This is a genomic window from Bowdeniella nasicola (assembly GCF_001907295.1).
GTDB classification, from domain to species: Bacteria; Actinomycetota; Actinomycetes; order Actinomycetales; family Actinomycetaceae; genus Bowdeniella; species Bowdeniella nasicola.
The window spans coordinates 1-18,430 of the sequence record NZ_MQVR01000054.1; the positions used below are offsets into that span (position 1 = coordinate 1).

17 protein-coding genes, 1 tRNA gene and 1 riboswitch are annotated in these 18,430 nt (G+C 67.9%); of the genes, 13 read left to right on the forward strand and 5 right to left on the reverse strand.

The window, feature by feature from the left end:
• Nucleotides 1-226: 226 nt before the first annotated feature.
• Both BSZ39_RS08885 and BSZ39_RS08890 read right to left on the reverse strand, forming a co-directional pair.
• Nucleotides 227-300 (reverse strand) — tRNA-Gly (locus BSZ39_RS08885).
• A 35-nt stretch (nucleotides 301-335) separates the two neighbouring features.
• Nucleotides 336-986: an AMIN-like domain-containing (lipo)protein gene (locus BSZ39_RS08890; RefSeq protein ID WP_143180464.1), complete on the reverse strand. Its 651-nt coding sequence runs from the start codon at nucleotides 984-986 to the stop codon at nucleotides 336-338.
• Nucleotides 987-1,044: 58 nt separating this feature from the next.
• On the opposite strand from BSZ39_RS08890, the gene dcd reads away from it, so the two are divergent.
• Both dcd and BSZ39_RS08900 read left to right on the forward strand, forming a co-directional pair.
• Nucleotides 1,045-1,647 carry a dCTP deaminase gene (dcd, locus tag BSZ39_RS08895; protein WP_073716987.1) on the forward strand — a complete coding sequence of 201 codons (603 nt, stop codon included), beginning with the start codon at nucleotides 1,045-1,047 and terminating at the stop codon, nucleotides 1,645-1,647.
• The gene (locus tag BSZ39_RS08900) at nucleotides 1,647-2,519 is read left to right on the forward strand and encodes a hypothetical protein (RefSeq protein ID WP_073716988.1); all 873 of its coding nucleotides are present in this window, start codon (nucleotides 1,647-1,649) and stop codon (nucleotides 2,517-2,519) included. Before dcd ends, BSZ39_RS08900 begins: the two co-directional genes overlap by 1 nt.
• Here the strand turns inward: BSZ39_RS08900 and BSZ39_RS08905 are convergent.
• Genes BSZ39_RS08905 through BSZ39_RS08915 form a run of 3 tightly spaced genes read right to left on the reverse strand, consistent with a single transcriptional unit; the run spans nucleotide 2,516 to nucleotide 6,683 of the window.
• Nucleotides 2,516-3,865 (reverse strand): MFS transporter, encoded by a 1,350-nt coding sequence (locus tag BSZ39_RS08905; protein WP_083603140.1) that lies wholly within the window; start codon nucleotides 3,863-3,865, stop codon nucleotides 2,516-2,518. The genes BSZ39_RS08900 and BSZ39_RS08905 overlap by 4 nt on opposite strands.
• A complete protein-coding gene (locus BSZ39_RS08910) occupies nucleotides 3,862-6,012 on the reverse strand; it encodes a (Fe-S)-binding protein (protein ID WP_245792475.1) in 2,151 nt (716 codons plus the stop codon). Before BSZ39_RS08910 ends, BSZ39_RS08905 begins: the two co-directional genes overlap by 4 nt.
• The gene (locus BSZ39_RS08915; RefSeq protein ID WP_073716990.1) at nucleotides 6,009-6,683 is read right to left on the reverse strand and encodes a metal-dependent transcriptional regulator; all 675 of its coding nucleotides are present in this window, start codon (nucleotides 6,681-6,683) and stop codon (nucleotides 6,009-6,011) included. Before BSZ39_RS08915 ends, BSZ39_RS08910 begins: the two co-directional genes overlap by 4 nt.
• A gap of 98 nt (nucleotides 6,684-6,781) precedes the next feature.
• On the opposite strand from BSZ39_RS08915, the gene BSZ39_RS08920 reads away from it, so the two are divergent.
• The 11 genes from BSZ39_RS08920 (at nucleotide 6,782) to BSZ39_RS08970 (ending at nucleotide 18,288) form a co-directional block, all read left to right on the forward strand.
• Complete coding sequence (locus BSZ39_RS08920; protein WP_073716991.1) at nucleotides 6,782-9,772, forward strand: Na+/H+ antiporter subunit A; 2,991 nt, start codon at nucleotides 6,782-6,784, stop codon at nucleotides 9,770-9,772.
• Complete coding sequence (locus tag BSZ39_RS08925) at nucleotides 9,769-10,272, forward strand: Na(+)/H(+) antiporter subunit C (protein ID WP_073716992.1); 504 nt, start codon at nucleotides 9,769-9,771, stop codon at nucleotides 10,270-10,272. Before BSZ39_RS08920 ends, BSZ39_RS08925 begins: the two co-directional genes overlap by 4 nt.
• A complete protein-coding gene (locus BSZ39_RS08930) occupies nucleotides 10,269-11,840 on the forward strand; it encodes a Na+/H+ antiporter subunit D (protein ID WP_245792476.1) in 1,572 nt (523 codons plus the stop codon). Before BSZ39_RS08925 ends, BSZ39_RS08930 begins: the two co-directional genes overlap by 4 nt.
• Nucleotides 11,758-12,453: a Na+/H+ antiporter subunit E gene (locus tag BSZ39_RS08935; RefSeq protein ID WP_281247128.1), complete on the forward strand. Its 696-nt coding sequence runs from the start codon at nucleotides 11,758-11,760 to the stop codon at nucleotides 12,451-12,453. Before BSZ39_RS08930 ends, BSZ39_RS08935 begins: the two co-directional genes overlap by 83 nt.
• Nucleotides 12,453-12,806 (forward strand): MrpF/PhaF family protein, encoded by a 354-nt coding sequence (locus BSZ39_RS08940; protein WP_073716994.1) that lies wholly within the window; start codon nucleotides 12,453-12,455, stop codon nucleotides 12,804-12,806. Before BSZ39_RS08935 ends, BSZ39_RS08940 begins: the two co-directional genes overlap by 1 nt.
• A complete protein-coding gene (gene mnhG, locus BSZ39_RS08945) occupies nucleotides 12,803-13,156 on the forward strand; it encodes a monovalent cation/H(+) antiporter subunit G (RefSeq protein ID WP_073716995.1) in 354 nt (117 codons plus the stop codon). The genes BSZ39_RS08940 and mnhG overlap by 4 nt, the downstream gene beginning before the upstream one ends.
• 3 nt (nucleotides 13,157-13,159) lie before the next feature.
• Nucleotides 13,160-13,414, forward strand: coding sequence for a DUF4235 domain-containing protein (locus BSZ39_RS08950; protein WP_073716996.1), 255 nt, complete (start codon nucleotides 13,160-13,162; stop codon nucleotides 13,412-13,414).
• A 38-nt stretch (nucleotides 13,415-13,452) separates the two neighbouring features.
• Nucleotides 13,453-14,499, forward strand: a complete 1,047-nt coding sequence (locus BSZ39_RS08955; protein WP_073716997.1) for a hypothetical protein — start codon at nucleotides 13,453-13,455, stop codon at nucleotides 14,497-14,499.
• Nucleotides 14,500-14,510: 11 nt separating this feature from the next.
• Nucleotides 14,511-14,612: riboswitch (TPP riboswitch) on the forward strand.
• Nucleotides 14,613-14,657: 45 nt separating this feature from the next.
• Nucleotides 14,658-15,692 carry a thiamine ABC transporter substrate-binding protein gene (locus BSZ39_RS08960; RefSeq protein ID WP_073716998.1) on the forward strand — a complete coding sequence of 345 codons (1,035 nt, stop codon included), beginning with the start codon at nucleotides 14,658-14,660 and terminating at the stop codon, nucleotides 15,690-15,692.
• Nucleotides 15,668-17,323, forward strand: coding sequence for an ABC transporter permease (locus BSZ39_RS08965; protein WP_245792477.1), 1,656 nt, complete (start codon nucleotides 15,668-15,670; stop codon nucleotides 17,321-17,323). The genes BSZ39_RS08960 and BSZ39_RS08965 overlap by 25 nt, the downstream gene beginning before the upstream one ends.
• On the forward strand, nucleotides 17,320-18,288 hold the full coding sequence (locus tag BSZ39_RS08970; RefSeq protein WP_083603143.1) for an ABC transporter ATP-binding protein: 969 nt from the start codon (nucleotides 17,320-17,322) through the stop codon (nucleotides 18,286-18,288). Before BSZ39_RS08965 ends, BSZ39_RS08970 begins: the two co-directional genes overlap by 4 nt.
• Nucleotides 18,289-18,430 lie beyond the last annotated feature (142 nt).

Below are 18,430 nucleotides of genomic sequence, written 5' to 3' on the forward strand. Positions count from 1 at the left end.
CGGTCACGAACTTCTGCAGGGTACTTACTCGGTGCAGGCATGTTCCTATCCTCTCGGTTAGATCAAACCCTCCACCACACCCGGGGCGATCCAGAAAACGCCGTTACACCACTACAAGGGACTTGACCAAGCAAAATCCTAACCCGCCAACGCGAGCGAAAATTTAGACCCCCCTAGCGCTAACACGCCAAACGCAACCTCAGCCTTATCAAATCCGACGTCTAAGTGGAGCGGGTGACGGGAATCGAACCCGCGCTACCAGCTTGGGAAGCTGGAGTTCTACCATTGAACTACACCCGCAGCGCCGCGCTAGGCGGCGTCGACCAGTATACGCGCTATTTCGTCTTGACGTCGACGACGATCCGGTAGGGATCCTGCAGCTCAGTGACGCGCACCGGTCCCTGCGAATCGAGGCCGATGACGATCTGGCTCATGCCCTCGAACGGCCCAATTGACTCGATCTGCTTGAACGCCGAGGTGCCGTCGATCCTGCCGAAGGGCTGCGGGTCGGATCCCTCCGGCATCTTCACACCGGAGAGTTGGATGTCGATCGTCTTGTCGCCGTCGACCTCAATCGGGTCGCCCTTGCCATCGGAGACGGCCTCGTCGACGTATTCGACCGAGTAGCCGACGCGGGAGTCCTTCTTCTCATCGTCGCCGAATTCGATGACGAGGCGCGAGAAGCCGTCGTGATCGCCCGCGCGCACGTCGGTGACGAGCCGCGATGCATTCAGCTGCGGGAAATCGTTGCCGGTGGCGGGCGGGTCGGCGAACTCGCCGCCGGTGTCGGCCTTCTCGTCGGCCAATGGGGAGGCGTCGTCCTCAGAGGGGGATGCGTCCTCAGAGGGGGAGGAGTCCCCAGTCGGGGATGTGTCCTCAGTCGGCGAAGCGGTGCTCGTTGGCGGTGCCTCGCTCATCGGGTTGGAGCCACAGCCCGCGACGAGGGCTGCAGCAGCGAACATCGAGGTCACAATGGCTTTCTTCATGCCGGCCACTCTAACGAACTGCGGTCGGCTCCGCACAACTTAATGGCAGAATCGGGGTGTGCTGCTCTCCGACCGTGACATCCGCGCCGAGCTCGACGCGGGAAGCATCAAACTTGATCCGCTTGACCGAAAGATGATTCAACCGGCGTCTATCGACGTGCGGCTTGATCGGTTTTTCCGCCTTTTCGATAACCACAAATATGCGGTGATCGACCCTGCGGTGGAACAACCGGGGCTGACGCGGCTGGTCGACGTCGGCAGCGACGAGCCCTTCGTCTTGCATCCTGGGGAGTTCGTCCTCGGCTCCACGCACGAACACGTCACGCTGCCCGACGATATCGCCGCGCGGCTGGAGGGCAAGAGCTCGCTCGGGCGGCTAGGACTGCTCACGCACTCGACCGCGGGGTTCATCGACCCCGGCTTTTCCGGGCACGTCACGCTCGAGCTGTCCAATACCGCGACGATGCCGATCCGGCTCTACCCCGGCATGAAGATCGGGCAGTTCTGCTTCTTCCGCACGACGTCGCCCGCCGAGCGGCCGTACGGTTCGGGCGCGAGCGGCTCGCGCTATCACGGCCAACGTGGGCCGACGGCGTCGCGATCCCACCTCGGGTTTTCGACGATCCGGATCGAGTCCGTCGAGCACCTCGAGGGCGAATAGTGCCCGATCTCGTCTTATCGGGGGACGCCGCGGCCGGCCACCACATTCTCGCGGTCAGTGGCGAGGTGGGTCAGGCCGACGTCCAGGCGCTCGCGGCCTCATATTTTCCGCAGCTTTTCCCGCAGGACGAATACACGTTCGTGACGAGCGAGGTCCTCAGTATTTCGGGCGCCTATGAGCTCACCGACGAGGTACGTCGCAACCTCGATATCCCCGCCTGGGCCGAGCTGGCGTTCGTCGCGCATGTGCCGCCCGATCGGGGCGGGGCGCTGCCGGACGATCTCGCTGGGGTCGATCCGATCTGGGATGCGTATCGCGACGCCCTGCCGCAGGGCGAAGAAGCGCGCGCGATCGCGTTCTTGCGGGCGGCCGCGCGCCGGCTCGGGGGTGCGCTCGTGCTCGCGGGCGGCGTCGTCGTCGTGCCCGATCCGGACGAAACTCCGGATCTGACGGTCTACTCGCCGATTTGGCTCGACCCGGATGCGCTCGATACGCGGCTCGCGGGCGTCTTTGCCGAGCATCGCAGTTCGCTTAGCGACGCCGATACGTATGAGCTGCCGAGCGACGTCGTGCTCGATGCGTACAACATCTATACGCCGATCGCCGGCGGCGTCGTGAGCGTCGACGTGCAGGCCGAGGAGTTCGTGCCCGCGTCGATCGCGGCGTTCGACTGGGCGAGCGACGGCTGCGTCGCGTATGCCGTGCGGTTTGCGCCCGAGGACGAGGAAGCGTTCGGGTGCGGGTCGCTCAGCGTGCGGCAGCGCCGGGAGCGGTCGGCGGCAGCGCGGCTCATCGAGCAGGCGTGCCGCGCGATTCTCGACGTGGCGCCGGGCGCCGTCGCCGATGTCGACGGGTTCCTGCTGGAGCTTTAGCGGACATGGCGCACGGCGTGCGCGATGGGGACGATGACGGCCGCGCCGATGACGGCGAGCGCCGGAAAATCGAGGAACGCCATGACCGGGCCGGAGATCGCGGCGCCGAGGGCCGCGACGGCGTTCATGAGGAAATCGCCGAAGCCCTGCACGTAGGGGCGTTCGCTGCCGGGGACCGCCTGGGTGAGCAGCGCCGCCGCGGGGACCGTGACGGCGGACCAGCCGAGACCGAGGAGGAACAGGGCGATGGCGACGCCGAGCGTCGAATACGGCCAGGCGAACGCGATCGCGCAGGAGGCGAGCTGGATCGCGACGCCGATGAGGATCATGCGGCGCGGGCCGAGGCGGTCGGAGCCGTAGCCGAACAGCGGCGCGAACGCCCACATGCCCGCGACGTGCAGCGAGATGACGAAGCCGATGACGCCGAGATCGTGGTCGGCGTGGTGCAGGTGCACGGGCGTCATCGTCATGATCGAGACCATGACGAGGTGGGCGAGGACCTGCGCGATGAGCGCCGCGCGGGCGCTGGGGGAGGCTGCGATGGCCTGCCAGGCGCGACGGTAGGCGGCGCGGCCGCGGGTGGCTGCTAGCGGGTTTGCGTCTTTCGGTTGCGCAGAATGGCTCGTGGGCGCTGCGGGCTCGCTGGCGAGCGCTGCGGGCTGGGCTTGGCTCGTCGGCATTGCGGCTTCGTGCTGCTGGGCGAGGCGGAGCGGGTCGGGGCGCAGGAACGACGCGATGAGCAGCGTCGTGAGGCACGCGAGGAGCGCCGCGATCGCGAAGGCGCCCGCGAACGGATGCCAGCCGAAGCGGTCCGCGAGCAGTTTGCCGGGCTGCGCGAGCAAGGGGCCGAAAACCGCGCCGACGGTGCCTGCCCAGACGACGAGCGCCAGCGTGCGTCCGCGGTGGGCGGGTTCGGCGAGGTCGGCGCCCGCGAAGCGGGCCTGGAAGCTCGCGGCGCTCCCGAAGCCCATCGCGAGCATGCCAACGATAAACAGGGGTGCGCTGAGGCTCGCTGCCCACGGGGCGATCAGGGCTTGGGCGGACAGGGCGACGCCGATCGCGCCGAGCGTCGCGATCGAGAAGGCGAGGGTGAGCGCCGGGCGGCGGCCGCGCGAGGCGGCGAAGGCTGCCAGCGGCAGGGCGAGCGCGGCGGCTCCGATCGTCATCGACGCGCGAGCGATGCCGGCCCAGGCCTCCGAATGCGTGACCTCGGCCGCGAGCAGGACGCCGACGGACGGGCCGACGCCGATCGCAAGGGAGGCGAGCATTTGGCCGCTCGCGAGGGTCGCGACGGAGCGACGCCGAACGGCCGCAACCTCGGGACGCCGCTGCCAGAGATCGGTCACGATTCGGCGCGGCGGACCGCGTCGAGCATCAGCGTCGCCACGTCGCGGACCTCGATCTCGTCGCCATTGGCCGCCGCGCCGTCGGTCAGCATTTGCGTGCAGAACGGGCACGCGGTCGCCACGATGTCGGCACCCGTCGCCGCCGCCTGCGACGCCCGCACCTGGTTGATACGCTCGCCAATCGACTCTTCGGTCCACACGCGCGCGCCGCCGGCCCCGCAGCACATGGCGCGATCGCGGCTCTCTGCCATTTCGACAAACTCGTCCGCGACATCGCCGAGCAGCTCGCGCGGCGGGGCGTAAATCCGGTTGTGGCGGCCGAGGTAACAGGGATCGTGATAGGTGACGGTGCCCGCCTCGGGCGGCGCGAGCGTCAGGCGGCCCTCACGCACGAGGCGGTTGAGCAACTGCGTGTGGTGCACGACCTCGTACGTCCCGCCGAGCTCCGGATATTCGCGCCCCAGCGTGTTCAGGCAGTGCGCGCAGCTCGTGACGATCTTCGTCGCCTCGAGCTCGTTTAAGACCTCGATGTTTTGCGCGGCGAGCATCTGGAACAGCAGCTCGTTGCCCGCGCGTCGGGCCGGATCGCCCGTGCAGGACTCGCCATCGCCCAGCACCGCGAACGAGACCCCCGCGGTGTGCAGCAGTTCGGCGACGGCGCGCGTCGTCTGCCGGGCGCGCGCGTCGTAGGCGCCAGCGCAGCCCACCCACATGAGGTAGTCCACCTCGGCGAGCGAGTCGATATCGACGCCCGCCTGAATGAGGTCGAAGGGCAGGTCCTTGGCCCATTCCAGGCGCTTGCGCGCACTCTGGTTGTACGGGTTGCCCTTGGTCTCCAGCGAGCGGAACATGCGGCCGAACTCGGACGGGAACGCCGAGGACATGAGCACCTGGTAGCGGCGCAGATCCATGATGTGGTCGACGTGCTCGATGTCGACGGGGCACACCTCGACGCAGGCGCCGCACGTCGTGCAGCTCCACAGGACGTCCTCGTCGATGACGTCGCCGATGAGGGATGCGGCCTCGAAGACGTTGACGTTCTCGTGGCCGACGGTCTCGCTCGACGGGTCGGCAGCGGACGTGGCCTGCTGGCGCGTGGCCTGCTCGCGGGCGGCGCGCACGAGCGGCAGTTCGACCGCCGCGTGATCGCGCAGGTCGGTAATGAGGCCCTTCGGCGTCAGCGGCTTATTCGTGTTCCACGCCGGGCAGATGTCCTGGCAGCGCCCGCATTCGGTGCACGTCGAAAAATCGAGCAGGCCCTTCCACGTGAAATCCTCGATATGGCCGACGCCGAGCGTCGCGTCCTCGTCGAGCTCCTCCATCGTCTCCGGCGTGAACGCCACCTCGCCCACCATGAGCGGCGGCAGCGGGCCGAGCGCGGGCGTGCCGTCGACCTCGCGTCGCGCATAGACATTGACGACCGCGAGGAAGCGGTGCCACGCGACGCCCATCGTGGGCTGCAGGCCGACGACGATGAACCAGGCGTTCGACACGAGGATCTTCGCCAGTGCCGTGAGCGTGATGGCGGTGGCGAGGGCGGCGGCGGACATGCCCGACAGCAGGTTGCCGATCCAGGCCGTCAGCGGGAAATGCAGCAGCGTCGCGCCGGGCAGTGAGGCGGCCGTGAGATAGGCGTATTCGAAGCCGCGCAGCAGCAGGACGCACAGCGCGACGGCGGCGATGATGGCCTCGACGAAGAAAGCCTGCCATTGCGTCGAGCCATAAAACCGGGAGCGGCGCGAGCGCGGGAGGTTGCGCAGCCGCACGATGATGAGCGCGCCGATGGCGATAAGGCATGCCCACGCGATCGCTTCAACAAGCCACTCATACGGCGGGAAAAACCCGATGAGCGGCAACGCGAAAGCGGGGTTACGCAGCTGGAAGAAACCCGCGACGAGCGTCAAAAACAGCGCGGGGAAAGAGATCATGACCAGCCAGTGCGCGATGCGCACGCCGGGCTTGTGCGTGAAGCGGCCGTGGCCGAGGATCTCCTTGAGCGTCAGCCACGCCCGCGCGCCGAGGGGACGCACCCGCTCGGCGCCGGCCGGCCGGCCCGTGCGCACGTCGGCGAGGATCCGGCCGACGCCACGCGCGAAAATCGCCACCCCAGCGACGGTGGCGAGCAGAGCAATGACGAGTGCGATCACGGGCGCACCCAAACCGAGCCGGCCGCGGCCAGGGAGAGCGTGACCGTCTCGGGAGCGTCGGCGATCGCCACCTCGATGAGCTGCGCGGAAGAAATCACCTGCTCGACGCGCACCTTGGCACCGAGCGTCAGGCCCGCCTTATCGCACCAGCGCAACAGCTCGGGCGCCGCATCGGATACGCGCACGACGATCGCGTCGCTGCCCGGCGAGAGCGTCGCGAGCGAGATCGCATCGCCCGCGCACGGTATCGTGCCGTCGGCGCGCGGGATCGGATCGCCATGCGGGTCGACGCACGGGTCACCGAGCGCCGCCGCCATCGCGTCGATCAGCCGCTCGGAGGCGCCATGTTCGAGGTTTTCGGCCTCGTCGTGCACCTCATCCCACGTGTACCCGAAGACGCGCACGAGGTAGGTCTCCAAAATGCGGTGGCGCCGAATCATCGTCACCGCCGCGCTCTCGCCATCCTCGGAGAGACGAATCCCGCGGTAGGGCTCGTGGATGACAAGGCCCTGCGTCGCGAGCCGCTTGATCGTCTCAGAAACCGAGGAGGGCGCGAGCGACAGCGAACGCGCGAGCACCCCGATCGTGACGGGGTGATCGTTCCATTCGTTTAACGCCCAAATGACCTTGAGGTAATCCTCGGTCGTGGAGGTGAGCTCGCTTGGGGACATGGCCCGATCCTATCCGGTAGACAGCAGATGACCCATCGGGAGACGAACCGTAGAATGGTCGAAGTCCCCCGTTATCGCTCGAACCCTGAGGCCCGATCGTGATCGTGCTCGTCTGTCTGCATGCGCTCGCGGCACTTGTCGCGCCAGCAATCATGCGGCTCGGGCGACGCGGTTTTCTTTTGCTGGCGCTTGCTCCAGCGTCGGCGACGGTCTGGACGCTTGCGCAAACGTCGCAGGTTTTTTCGAGCGCGCCGCCAACTGAGGTCGTGACGTGGATCGCGTCGCTCAATCTCATGTTCTCCTTCCGGCTGGATCCGCTCGCCTATCTCATGGCGCTGCTGGTCAGCGGCGTGGGCGCGCTCGTGCTCGTGTACTGCTCGCCGTATTTCGCGCGCCATGCCCAGGCGCTGCCGCGGTTCGGCGCCGTTTTTGTCGCGTTCGCGGGGGCGATGTTTGGCCTCGTGACAACGGATAACACGCTCGCGCTGTACGTGTTTTGGGAAGCGACGACGGTCTTCTCGTTTCTGCTCATCGGCCATCACTTCGACCGGCAGACCTCGCGTCGTGCCGCACATCAGGCGATCATCATTACGACGCTCGGTGGGCTCGCGATGCTCGGCGGCATCATCATCCTCGGGACGATGCCGGGTGGGTCCTATTCGATCTCGGCGCTGGTGGCGTCGCCGCCGCCGGCCACGGGACTGCTCATCGCCGCGATCGCGCTCGTGCTGTGTGGGGCAGCGTCGAAATCCGCGCTCGTGCCGACGCATTTCTGGCTGCCGGCCGCGATGGCCGCGCCGACGCCCGTGTCCGCCTACCTGCACGCCGCGGCGATGGTCAAGGCTGGCGTGTACCTCGTCGCGCGCCTCGCGCCCGGCTTCGCACAGCTGGGCGTGTGGCAGGCGATGGTGCTGGGGCTCGGACTCGCGACGATGCTCGTCGGCGGCTATCGCGCGCTGCGCCAGCACGACATCAAACTGCTACTCGCGTTTGGCACCATCAGCCAGCTCGGCATGATGATCGCGATCGTGGGGCACGGGTCGCGCGCGCTCATGCTCGCAGGGCTCGCGATGATCCTCGCGCACGCCCTGTTCAAGTCCGCGCTGTTCCTCATCGTCGGCGTTATCGACTGGTCCGTCGGTACGCGCGACCTGCGGGAGCTGTCCGGCCTCGCGCGGCGGATGCCGGTGATGGCCGTCGCGGCCGGGGTGGCGTCGGCATCGATGATCGGGCTGCCGCCGCTGCTCGGCTTCCTTGGCAAGGAGGCGGCGCTCGAGGGACTCGTCGCCGAGGCGGGTGCGGGCCACGTGCGCGATATCGTCGTCCTTGCCGCCTTCGTCGTCGGCTCGATCCTCACGTTCGCCTACGGGCTGCGGTTCTTCTGGGGCGCCTTCGCGTCCAAGCCGGGAGTCGAAACCGAGCCGGGACATGCACTCAGCCCGCTCATCCAGACCTCGCCCGTGCTGCTCGCGGCCGGGGCGGGGCTCGGGCTAGCGCCCGGCATCGTCGACGGCTATCTCGCGCCCGCCACCGTCGCGGCACCCGGCGAGGAAGGGCACCTGACGCTATGGGGCGGCATCGGCCTCCCGCTGGGCCTGACGCTCCTCATTATCACGCTCGGGTCCGTCATGTTCTGGCAGCGAGTACGCATCGAGGCGTTCCAACAGCGCCTGGCCGTCCTGCCCGACCCGGAGGAGACGTTCCGCCGTAGCGAACAGCTGCTCGAAGACGTTGCCGCCGCCGTCACCGCGCGCACCCAGCGCGGTTCGCTCCCGTTCTACCTCGCCACCGTCATCGGCACGGTCATGGCCGCCGTCCTCATCGCGATCCTCGTGCGCACCCCGCAGCTCGGGCAGGTGCGCCTGTTCGACCGACCCGAGCAGGTCCCCGTCGCGATCGTCACGATCATCGCCGCCGTCCTCGCGGCGCGCTCGCGTCGGCGACTCAAAGCCGTCCTGCTGCTCGGCGTCTCCGGCTACGGCGTCGCCCTCATGTACGCCCTGCACGGCGCCCCGGATCTCACGCTCACTCAGGTCCTCGTCGAGACCGTGACGCTCGTCGTCTTCATCCTCGTGCTGCGCCGCCTGCCTGCCTACTTCTCCAACCGGCCGCTGCGCACCTCGCGCTATTTCCGCGGGACGCTAGCGACGTTCGCCGGTGGCGTCGTCGCGCTGCTTGGCATCATCGCCGTCGCGGGGCGCACCGACGTGCCCGTCTCCGCGAACTTCCCGGCCGAGGCGCTGAACTTCGGCTACGGCCACAACGTCGTCAACGTGACGCTCGTCGACATCCGCGCGTGGGATACCTTCGGCGAGATCTCCGTCGTCCTCGTTGCCGCGACGGGCGTCGCCTCGCTGCTGTTCCTGCGCTCGCGAACGGGCATCGTCGACCGCGGCCGCAACCGTCGCTCCGATACGACGGCCGCCGTGTGGGACTCGCGCACGCTGCAAGCTGCGACCGTGCTGCATGAGGCGACGCGCGCCGCCGCCAAGAAGCGCGCCGATGAGCTCGCCGAACGCGGCATCGCGCTGCGCCAGCCCGGCCGCGGCCGCACGTGGCTCGCGGGCTCCATCACGCTCGCCCCACGTCGGCGCTCTGTCATCTTCGACGTCGGATCGCGCCTCATCTTCCACACGATGGTGCTGCTGTCGCTCTACCTGCTGTTCGCCGGCCACAACGCGCCCGGCGGCGGGTTCGCGGGCGGCCTCATGGCGGGCACGGCGCTCATCGTGCGCTATCTCGCGGCCGGCCGCTACGAGCTGGGGGAGACCCTGCCGCTCAACGCTGGCCACGTGCTTGGCACCGGGCTGGCGCTCGCGGCCTTCGCGGGCCTGCTGCCGCTGTTCTTCGGCGGCACGATCCTGCAAACGACCGTCTTCGACTTCACCGTCCCGATCTACGGGGACATCCACATCGCGTCCGCCCTGCTGTTCGACATCGGCGTCTACGTCCTCGTCGTCGGGCTCGTGCTCGACATCCTGCGCTCGCTCGGCGCCGAGATCGACCGGCACGCCGAGATCGAGGGCGAAGACGATTCAGATGCGCTCATCACCGACGACGCCGCCCGTGCCGATGAGGTGTCGCCATGACTCCTGCGCTCGTCCTTGTCCTGCTGTCCGCCGTGCTCGTCGGCGTCGGCATCTATCTGCTGCTCGAACGCTCGCTTACGCGCATTATCATCGGGTTCTCGCTGCTGAGCAACGGCGTGAACATCATGATCCTCGTCGCCGGTGGCCGGGCCGGAGCGCCGCCGCTCATCGGGCGGCCGGACCCCGCACCGATCGCCGACCCGCTGCCGCAGGCGTTCGCGCTCACCGCGATCGTCATCACGCTCGGCATCACCGCGTTCCTGCTCGCGATGGCCTACCGCTCCTGGCAGCTCAATGGGCACGACGAGGTCCAAGACGATCTCGAGGATCGGCTCATCGCCGATCGGGCCGTGCGCGAGCGGATTGCGGCGCGCCGCCTCGACGACGACGGCACGCCCGTTGAGGCCGATGCGCCGCTCGCCCGCGACGAGACCGGTGGCGACGACGCGATCGGCGCGCCCCACGAGGAACGCAGCGAGTCCGAGGAGCGTGCGACGTGAACCCCACCTGGATGGTCCCGCTGCCGGTCCTCGTCCCGCTGTTTTCGGCCGGGGCGGCGCTCGCGCTCGGCCGCCACCCGCGCATCGCCCGTGCCATCGCGCTCGCGGCGCTGTCGATCTCGCTCGCCGTCGCGCTGATCCTCATCATCGTCGTCGATTCGCACGCCCTCGCGCTCGACATCGGCTCCTGGGCGGCGCCCGTCGGCATCACGCTCGTCGTCGACCGATTCTCCGCGCTCATGCTGACGGTCTCGGTCGCGGTCACGCTCGCCGTGCTCGTCTATTCCACCGCGCAGGGCGTCGCCGACGAGGACGAAGGCGCCCCCGTCGCCGTGTTCTACCCGACGTTCCTCGTCCTGTCTGCGGGCGTCTCCAACGCGTTCCTCACCGGGGACCTGTTCAACCTGTATGTCGGCTTCGAGATCCTGCTCGCCGCCTCGTTCGTGCTCATCACGCTCGGCGGTTCGCGCGATCGCATCCGCTCCGGCACGATCTACGTCGTCGTCTCACTCGTCTCCTCGGTCCTGTTCCTGCTGTCGATTGCGCTTATTTACGCCGCCGTCGGGACCGTGTCGTTCGCGCATCTGGCCGAGCGCCTCGCCGATCTCGACCCGTCGCTGCGCACGATCCTGCACCTCATGCTGCTCGCGGCATTTGGGATTAAGGCGGCCGTCTTCCCGCTGTCGGCCTGGCTGCCGGACTCCTATCCGACGGCGCCCGCGCCGGTGACGGCCGTGTTCGCGGGCCTACTCACCAAGGTCGGCGTGTACGCGATGATCCGCACGGAGACGCTGCTGTTCCCGGGCGGCGACCTCGACACGCTGCTCGCGTGGGTCGCGCTCGCGACGATGATCGTCGGGATCCTTGGCGCCGTCGCCCAAAACGACCTCAAACGTATGCTCTCGTTTACGCTCGTGAGCCATATTGGCTTCATGGTGTGGGGCATCTCGACGAACAGCCAGGCAGGCCTGTCCGCAGCGGTGTTCTACGTCGTCCACCACATTACGGTCCAGACCTCGCTGTTCCTCGTCGCGGGCCTCGTCGAACGCTATGGGGGCACGACGTCGCTCATCCGCCTCGGCTCGCTCGCGAGCGCTATCCCGTTCGTCGCGGCGCTCTACCTCATCCCCGCGCTGAACCTCGCAGGCATCCCGCCGCTGACGGGCTTCATCGGCAAGGTGGGCCTGCTCGAGGCGGCCGCAGCGAGCGGCACCGCGCTCGACTACGCCCTCATCGCTGGCGCGCTCATCACGTCGATCCTCACGCTGTACGCCGTCGTGAAGGCGTGGAATATGGCGTTTTGGCAAAAGGCTGACGAGCCCATGCCCGAAACGCGCCTGCCGGCCTCGATGGTGGGCGCCGCGACGTCCCTCGTCGTGCTTGCCATCGGCCTGACCCTGGGGGGCGGTCGCGTCGTCGGCTATACCGATGCCGCCGCAGAAAACCTCCGCAACCCGCGCTACTACGTGCAGGCGGTCCTGCCCGATGGCCTGCGCGGCCAGGGCACGTCGGATTCGACGACGGAGACGACGCCGCGCGAGGAAGAACACGGGGTGGACAGTGAGTAGGCGTCTACGGGGCCGGGGCCCGACGTCGCTGGGCATGATCATCTGGCTCACGCTCGTGTGGGTGCTGCTGTGGGGCGAGGCGTCGATAGGTAATGTCCTGAACGGCGTCCTGCTCGCGCTGCTCATCTCCTATCTGACGCCGCTGCCGCGCCTCGCGGCGCGCTATCAGGTGCGGCCGCTCGCGGTCGTCGTGCTCGTCGCGCGGTTCCTATTCGACGTTGTGACGGCCTCGATCTCGGTCGCGTGGCTCGTGGTGACGTTTCAGCAGCCGCGCAGCGCCGTCGTGCGGATTCAAACGCGCAGCCACAACGACCTCTACCTCGCCGCGACGGCGGGATTGACGACGCTCGTGCCCGGCTCGGTCGCGATCGAGGCGCTGAAGTTCTCCGGCCTGCTCTACGTCCACGTGCTCGACGTCGATCCGGAAAGCCCGCGCCGCAGCCTCGATGAGTTCCGCCTCGCCGTGCTCGCGCAAGAAGAGCGGCTGTTGCGCGCTTTTGCGTCCGACGATGAGCTACTCGACGCCGGCTATGACCTCGGCTGGCGCTGCCAGGGGCCGGAGTACTATCGCGAGGATGCGCTCGCCGCGCGCATGGAACAGGAGGCCAACTGATGATTGCTGCCCTGCACATTGCGAGCTTCGCGCTCATCGTGATCGCGGTGGTCGTCGTCCTCATCCGTCTGGCGCGCGGGCCCTCGATGCTCGACCGCGCGATTTCGATGGACGTCATCTCGTCGGCAATGATCGCGGCCGTCGCGATCTATTCCGCGATGACGGGCCGCCTCGACCTCATCCCCGCGCTCGTCGCGCTCAGCCTCGTCGGGTTCCTCGGGACGACGGCGATCGCGCGGTTTGCGGTGATCGACAATCCCGAGGAGGCGCGCATCATCGAAGAGCGCCTCGCCGAACTCGGCGACGATGACGATCCCGTGCACGACGTCGACAACCCGAAGGAGACGCCATGAGTCTGCTCGGTGCGATCTTGCTGTTTGCCGGTTCGTTCTTCATCCTCGTCGCGGCCGTCGGGCTGCTGCATTTCGACGACCTCTTCAAGCGCATGCACGCCGCGGCGAAACCGCAGACGTTCGGCACGATGCTGCTCATGGCCGGGCTCGCGCTCAGTTTGCGGGGGCCCGCGACGATCTGGGCGCTCGCGCTCGTCTTCGCGTTCATGCTCGTCACGAGCCCGATTTCCGCGCATCTCGCGTCGCGCGCCGGCTTCCGGACAGGTCATGCGCCGACGCGCACGCTCCTCGTCGATGACTACCGGCGCGATAAGCGACGCGCAGCCCAGCGCGCGATGCGGCATGATTGAGCTATGGATATCGGTTGGAAGATCGTTTCAGCAGGCTCGATGGCAATCGCCGGCATGGTCGCCTCCAAGGCGGTCGACGTCGGCTGGAAGGCCGTGACCGGCCACAACCCGCCCGAAGATCCGGAGGATCCAGGCGTCAAGCTCGCCGAGGTGCTGGCGTTCGCGCTCATCTCCGGTGCGCTCATGGGGCTTGCTCGCCAGCTCGCCCTGACCGGTGCCTCGCGCTGGTACGGCGGAAACCGCGAAGTCGAGGCGTAATTACGCTATAATAGTCGCCTTCACGTGTTGGAGGTGACATGAATCTGCGTCGATTAACCCTGACTGCGGCCGCGCTTGCCCTCATGTCTGCACCCGCGATCGCGGCCCCAACTGACTGCGACTACACCTGGTCGCGTGATGGCGTCGACATCACGTCGGAGATGACGTGCTCGGACGCCGAAGCGAACCTGCCCGAGCCGAACCAGCTCGCGAGCGCCGAGCCCTGCGAGTTCGTGATCTCCTCGCGCAGCTATCTCGTCGGCGATGCCATCGCCGCCCGCACGGATGCGGGTGCGAGCCTCGGCGAGATCCGCACCGAAATCTCGCCTGAGCACACCGCACGCGTGACCGTGCGCGTCGCGCAAGAAACCACGGGCGCCACGCTGACGCTGCGCGCCACTGGCGCGGCGTTCGTCGCCGATTCCGCGACGGCCTTCATCACGCCCGCCGAGGACGGCGAGAAAGCGGCCGTCGGCATCGGGCATGTCGAGTTCGACGACGACGGCGCGCTCATCTTGCCGATCGCCGAACTGCCCGCGGGCTCCTCGCTCTCCTTTGAGGTCGAACTGGCGGGCGACAAGCCCGGCGTGAACGCCGAACTGCGCGGCGCCATGCCGGAATGCTCGACGACGCCGCCGCCCGCGCTCACCGAATACTCGCCGTGGGCCGATACCGAGCGCAGCTGCGAGAAGGGCACGATGCTCCAGGAGCGCGCCGCGACCGTGCGCGAGCAGATCTGGAATGCTGAGCAGGCGCGCTGGGAGCCGGGACCGGCCACGTCGTCGACCGTCACGCGCGTGCGCGACCTGTCGGCGGCCGAGATCGTGCAGTGCCCCGTCACCGAACAGAAGTCCGTGACCGACTGGCGTGATATTCGCCATGACTGCGCCACCGGGAACGTCGAGCAGCAGCGCACCCATACGACGACGCGGCCCAAATGGGATCCCGTCGAACGCACCTGGGCGCCCGGCGAGAGCCACAAGAGCGAGACGCGCTACCGGCCGATGACCTCGGCGGAGGTTGCGCAGTGCACGCTCGTGCCGCAGCGGCTGACGCTCGCGGATCTGCTCAGCTGGGGAAGCTAGTTATACTGGGATGACGTAGACAGGGGAGCGCCGCCGGGCGCTGAGAGTGCGAACGCAGACCCTACGAACCTGATCCGGATCATGCCGGCGAAGGGAGTCGCAATCTCCGGGTCCAGCCATGCGCGGGCCTCACCCCTCCAGTACCGCTAGGAGGATCCATGCGAGCAGCAAGGCTCACCATCATTGCCCTTTCCCTCGGGCTCGTCGCCTGCTCCGGGGGCGAAAAAGCCCCGGAAGAAAAGGCGCCCGAATCACTCGTCGTGCTCTCGCACGACTCCTTCGATTTCCCCGACGAACTCCTTTCTGAGTTCAAGGAAAAAACGGGCGTCGAGGTCAAGATTCAGCAGGTCGGTGATGGCGGCGAGCTCGCGAACCGGCTCGTGCTGACCAAGGATGCGCCGCTCGGCGACGTCGTCTACGGCCTCGACAACACCGTCTCCTATCGCCTGGCCGGCCAGAAGATCATCGGCGAGACGAGTGTCGCGTCGCCCAATAAGGACCTCGATTTCGCGGGCGAGCCCGGCCTCATTCCGATCGATCAGGGAGACGTCTGCATCAACGCCGACAAGAAGTGGTTCAGCGAGAACAACGTCGAGATCCCGAAGACATTTGAGGATCTGCTCAAGCCCGAATACTCGGACAAGCTCGTCGCGATGAACCCCGCGTCGTCGACCCCGGGCATGGCCTTCATGCTCGCGACGATCGAGCATTTCGGCGAAGACGGCTGGGTCGATTACTGGAAGAAGCTCAAGGCGAACGGGCTGAAGGTTACGAACGGCTGGTCGGATGCGTTCAGCGTCGACTACTCCGCCGGTGAGGGCAAGGGGCCGTTCCCGATGATGGTCTCCTATGGCTCGTCGCCCGCGTACTCGGTGAATGAGGAGAAGACGGAGTCGAGCACCGTCGCGCTGTCGGAGACCTGCTACCGCCAGGTCGAATATGCGGGCGTGATCGCGGGGACGAAGAATGAGAAGGCGGCGTCGTCGTTCATCGAGTTCCTCCTCACGCCGAAGGTGCAGGAGGCGATCAGCAAGGTGACGTACATGCACCCGACCAACCCGGAGGCGAAGGCGCCGGAGGACCTGACGAAGTTCGGGCCGCTCGCGGACACGGTCACGACGGTGCCCGCGGAGAAGATCGCCCAGAACGCCGAGACCTGGCTGCGCACGTGGCAGAGCGACGTTATCGGGTAGTTCTCGCCGTCGCGGCTGGCCTGCCGCTGGTCTTCCTTGCGCTGTTTTTCGCCTGGCCAGCCGCAACACTCGTGGCGCGCGGATTCACCTCGGAGGCCGGGTCATGGGACCTGTCGGCCTTCCAGGAGGTGTCCGCGCGCCCGCGCACGTGGCGGATCATCGGGCTGACGCTCGGCATGGCGACGGCGGGCACGGCCGTCTCGGTCCTGCTCGGCATCCCCGGCGCGTATGCGCTCTACCGCTGCCGGTTTCCCGGCTACCTGCTCGCGCGCGCGATCGTCGCCGTGCCGTTCGTGCTGCCGACGGTCGTCGTCGGCGTCGCATTTCGCTCCCTGCTCGCGCCCGGCGGATGGCTCGATTTCCTGCAGCTCGATGGCACGGTTACCGCCGTCGTTGCCGCGATGGTGTTCTTCAACTACTCGCTCGTCGTGCGCAATGTCGGGATGCTGTGGGCGCGGCTCGACCCGCGGCAGGTGCAGGCCGCGCGGGCGCTCGGGGCGACGCCGCTGCGCGCCTTTGCCACCGTGACGCTGCCGAGCCTCATGCCGGCCATCGCGTCGGCGGCCTCCGTCGTCTTCCTGTTTTGCGCGACGGCCTTCGGCATCGTGCTCATTCTCGGTGGCGTCGAGCTCGCGACGATCGAATCCGAGATCTATCTGCTCACGACGACGTTCCTTGACCTGCGGGCGGCGGCGGTGCTGTCGATCGTCCAGCTCGTCGTTATCGCCGTCTCGCTCGCGGTGGCCGGGCAGGCCCGCAAGCGCAGCGAGCGCGCGCTGAACCTGCGGCCCGATCCCTTCGCGCATACGCCCGGGCGCGCGGATGTGCCGGCGCTCGCGATCACCGCGGTCGTCATCGTCGGTCTCATCGTGATGCCCGTTGCGCAGCTGCTGTGGCGCTCGCTGCACCGCGCGGGGGAGTTCACGCTCGCGAACTATCGCGACCTCGCCGACGCCGGTGCGACGCGCGCCGTGCGCGTCTCGGCCGTGCAGGCGGCGGGCACGTCCATCCTCGTGGCGCTGCTCGCCGCGGCGATCGCGCTCGTCGTCGGAGTCGCTGTCGCGCTCGTCGTCACGCGTCGGCCCCGCACCCGCGCCCGGCGGCGCGCGCTCGCCATCCTCGATGCGACGTTCATGCTGCCGCTCGGCGTGTCCGCCGTGACGGTCGGCTTTGGTTTTCTCATTACGATGAACCGCCCGCCGCTCGATCTTCGTAGCTCGTTTTGGCTCGTGCCGCTCGCGCAGGCGGTCGTCGCCGTGCCGCTCGTCGTGCGGATCCTCTCGCCCGTGCTGCGGGCGATTTCGCCGCGGCAGCGGGAGGTGGCCGCGACGCTTGGTGCATCGCCACTGCGGGTGCTCGCCACGATCGATGGCGCCCACCTTCTGCGCGCTGGCGGGGTGGCGGCCGGATTCGCGCTTGCGGTCTCGCTCGGGGAGTTCGGTGCGACGTCATTTCTTGCGAGGCCGGAATCACCGACGCTGCCCGTCGTGATCTATCGGCTCATTTCCCGCCCGGGCGCCGTCGACCAGGGCATGGCGATGGCGGCATCGGTCGTGCTGGCCGCACTCGCCGCGACAATCATGGTGCTCGTCGAGCGGACACGGCCGGCACAGGCAGGAGGATTCGCATGATGGAGATTCAGGACCTCACGGTCAGCTACGGCAGCTATCGCGCCGTTCGGTCGGTCTCGCTCACGGTCGACCAGGGGGAGATCGTCGCGCTGCTGGGACCGTCGGGCTCCGGTAAATCGACCCTCCTGCGGGCGATCGCGGGCTTGGAGACCCCGACGTCGGGCACGATGAGCTGGAACGGCGAGGACGTCATCTCCGTGCCGGTGCATCGGCGCGGCTTTGGGCTGATGTTCCAAGACGGGCAGCTATTCGCCCACCGCAGCGTCGGTGGCAACGTGGCCTACGGGCTCGCGTCGCGTCCGAAGACGGAGCGCGCTCGCCGCGTCGCCGAGATGCTCGAGCTCGTCAGGCTGGGGGAGATGGCCGATCGCGCCGTCACGTCGCTATCGGGTGGGCAGGCTCAGCGCGTCGCACTCGCACGTGCGCTGGCGCCCAATCCGTCGGTCATGCTGCTGGATGAACCGCTGTCCTCGCTCGACCGCGCGATGCGTGAGCGCCTCGCCTCCGATATCCGTACGATCCTGAAAGCCTCCGGTTCGACCGCTATTTACGTCACGCACGACCAGGATGAGGCGTTCACCGTCGCCGACCGCATCGCCGTGCTCATCGATGGTGAGATCGCGCGGATCGGTACTCCCGCGGAGGTCTGGCGCGACCCGCAGCGGGCCGATGTTGCCGAGTTCCTCGGGTACGGCCCATTGCTCACGACGGATGAGGGCGTGCGTGCGCTTGCTCCCGATGCCTTGACGATCGGGGATGAGTCGGCGTCCGGTCTGCCGGTTGAGGTCGACGTGCGTGACGTGCGTGTGCGCCGCGGATATACGGATCTCGTCGTTACGCTGGAAGGGCACGACGCCCGGGCGCGCATTCATCGCACGGACGTCGATCCCGATGAACTCATGGGTGCGCGACTGTCGGCGGTGCTCGACCTCGCGGCGAGCCCGTTGCTGCGCGAGGAGAAGTGATGCGACTGCGGTGGCTTTTGGCGGCACTGCTGACGGTCGGGCTAACCGGGCTCTTCAGAGTTGAGTGTGGGCGCGCCGATCGGGCAGGGGTGTTGGGGATAAGCATCGAGGTCCCTGATGATGAGTGGACTTTAACCCCCCG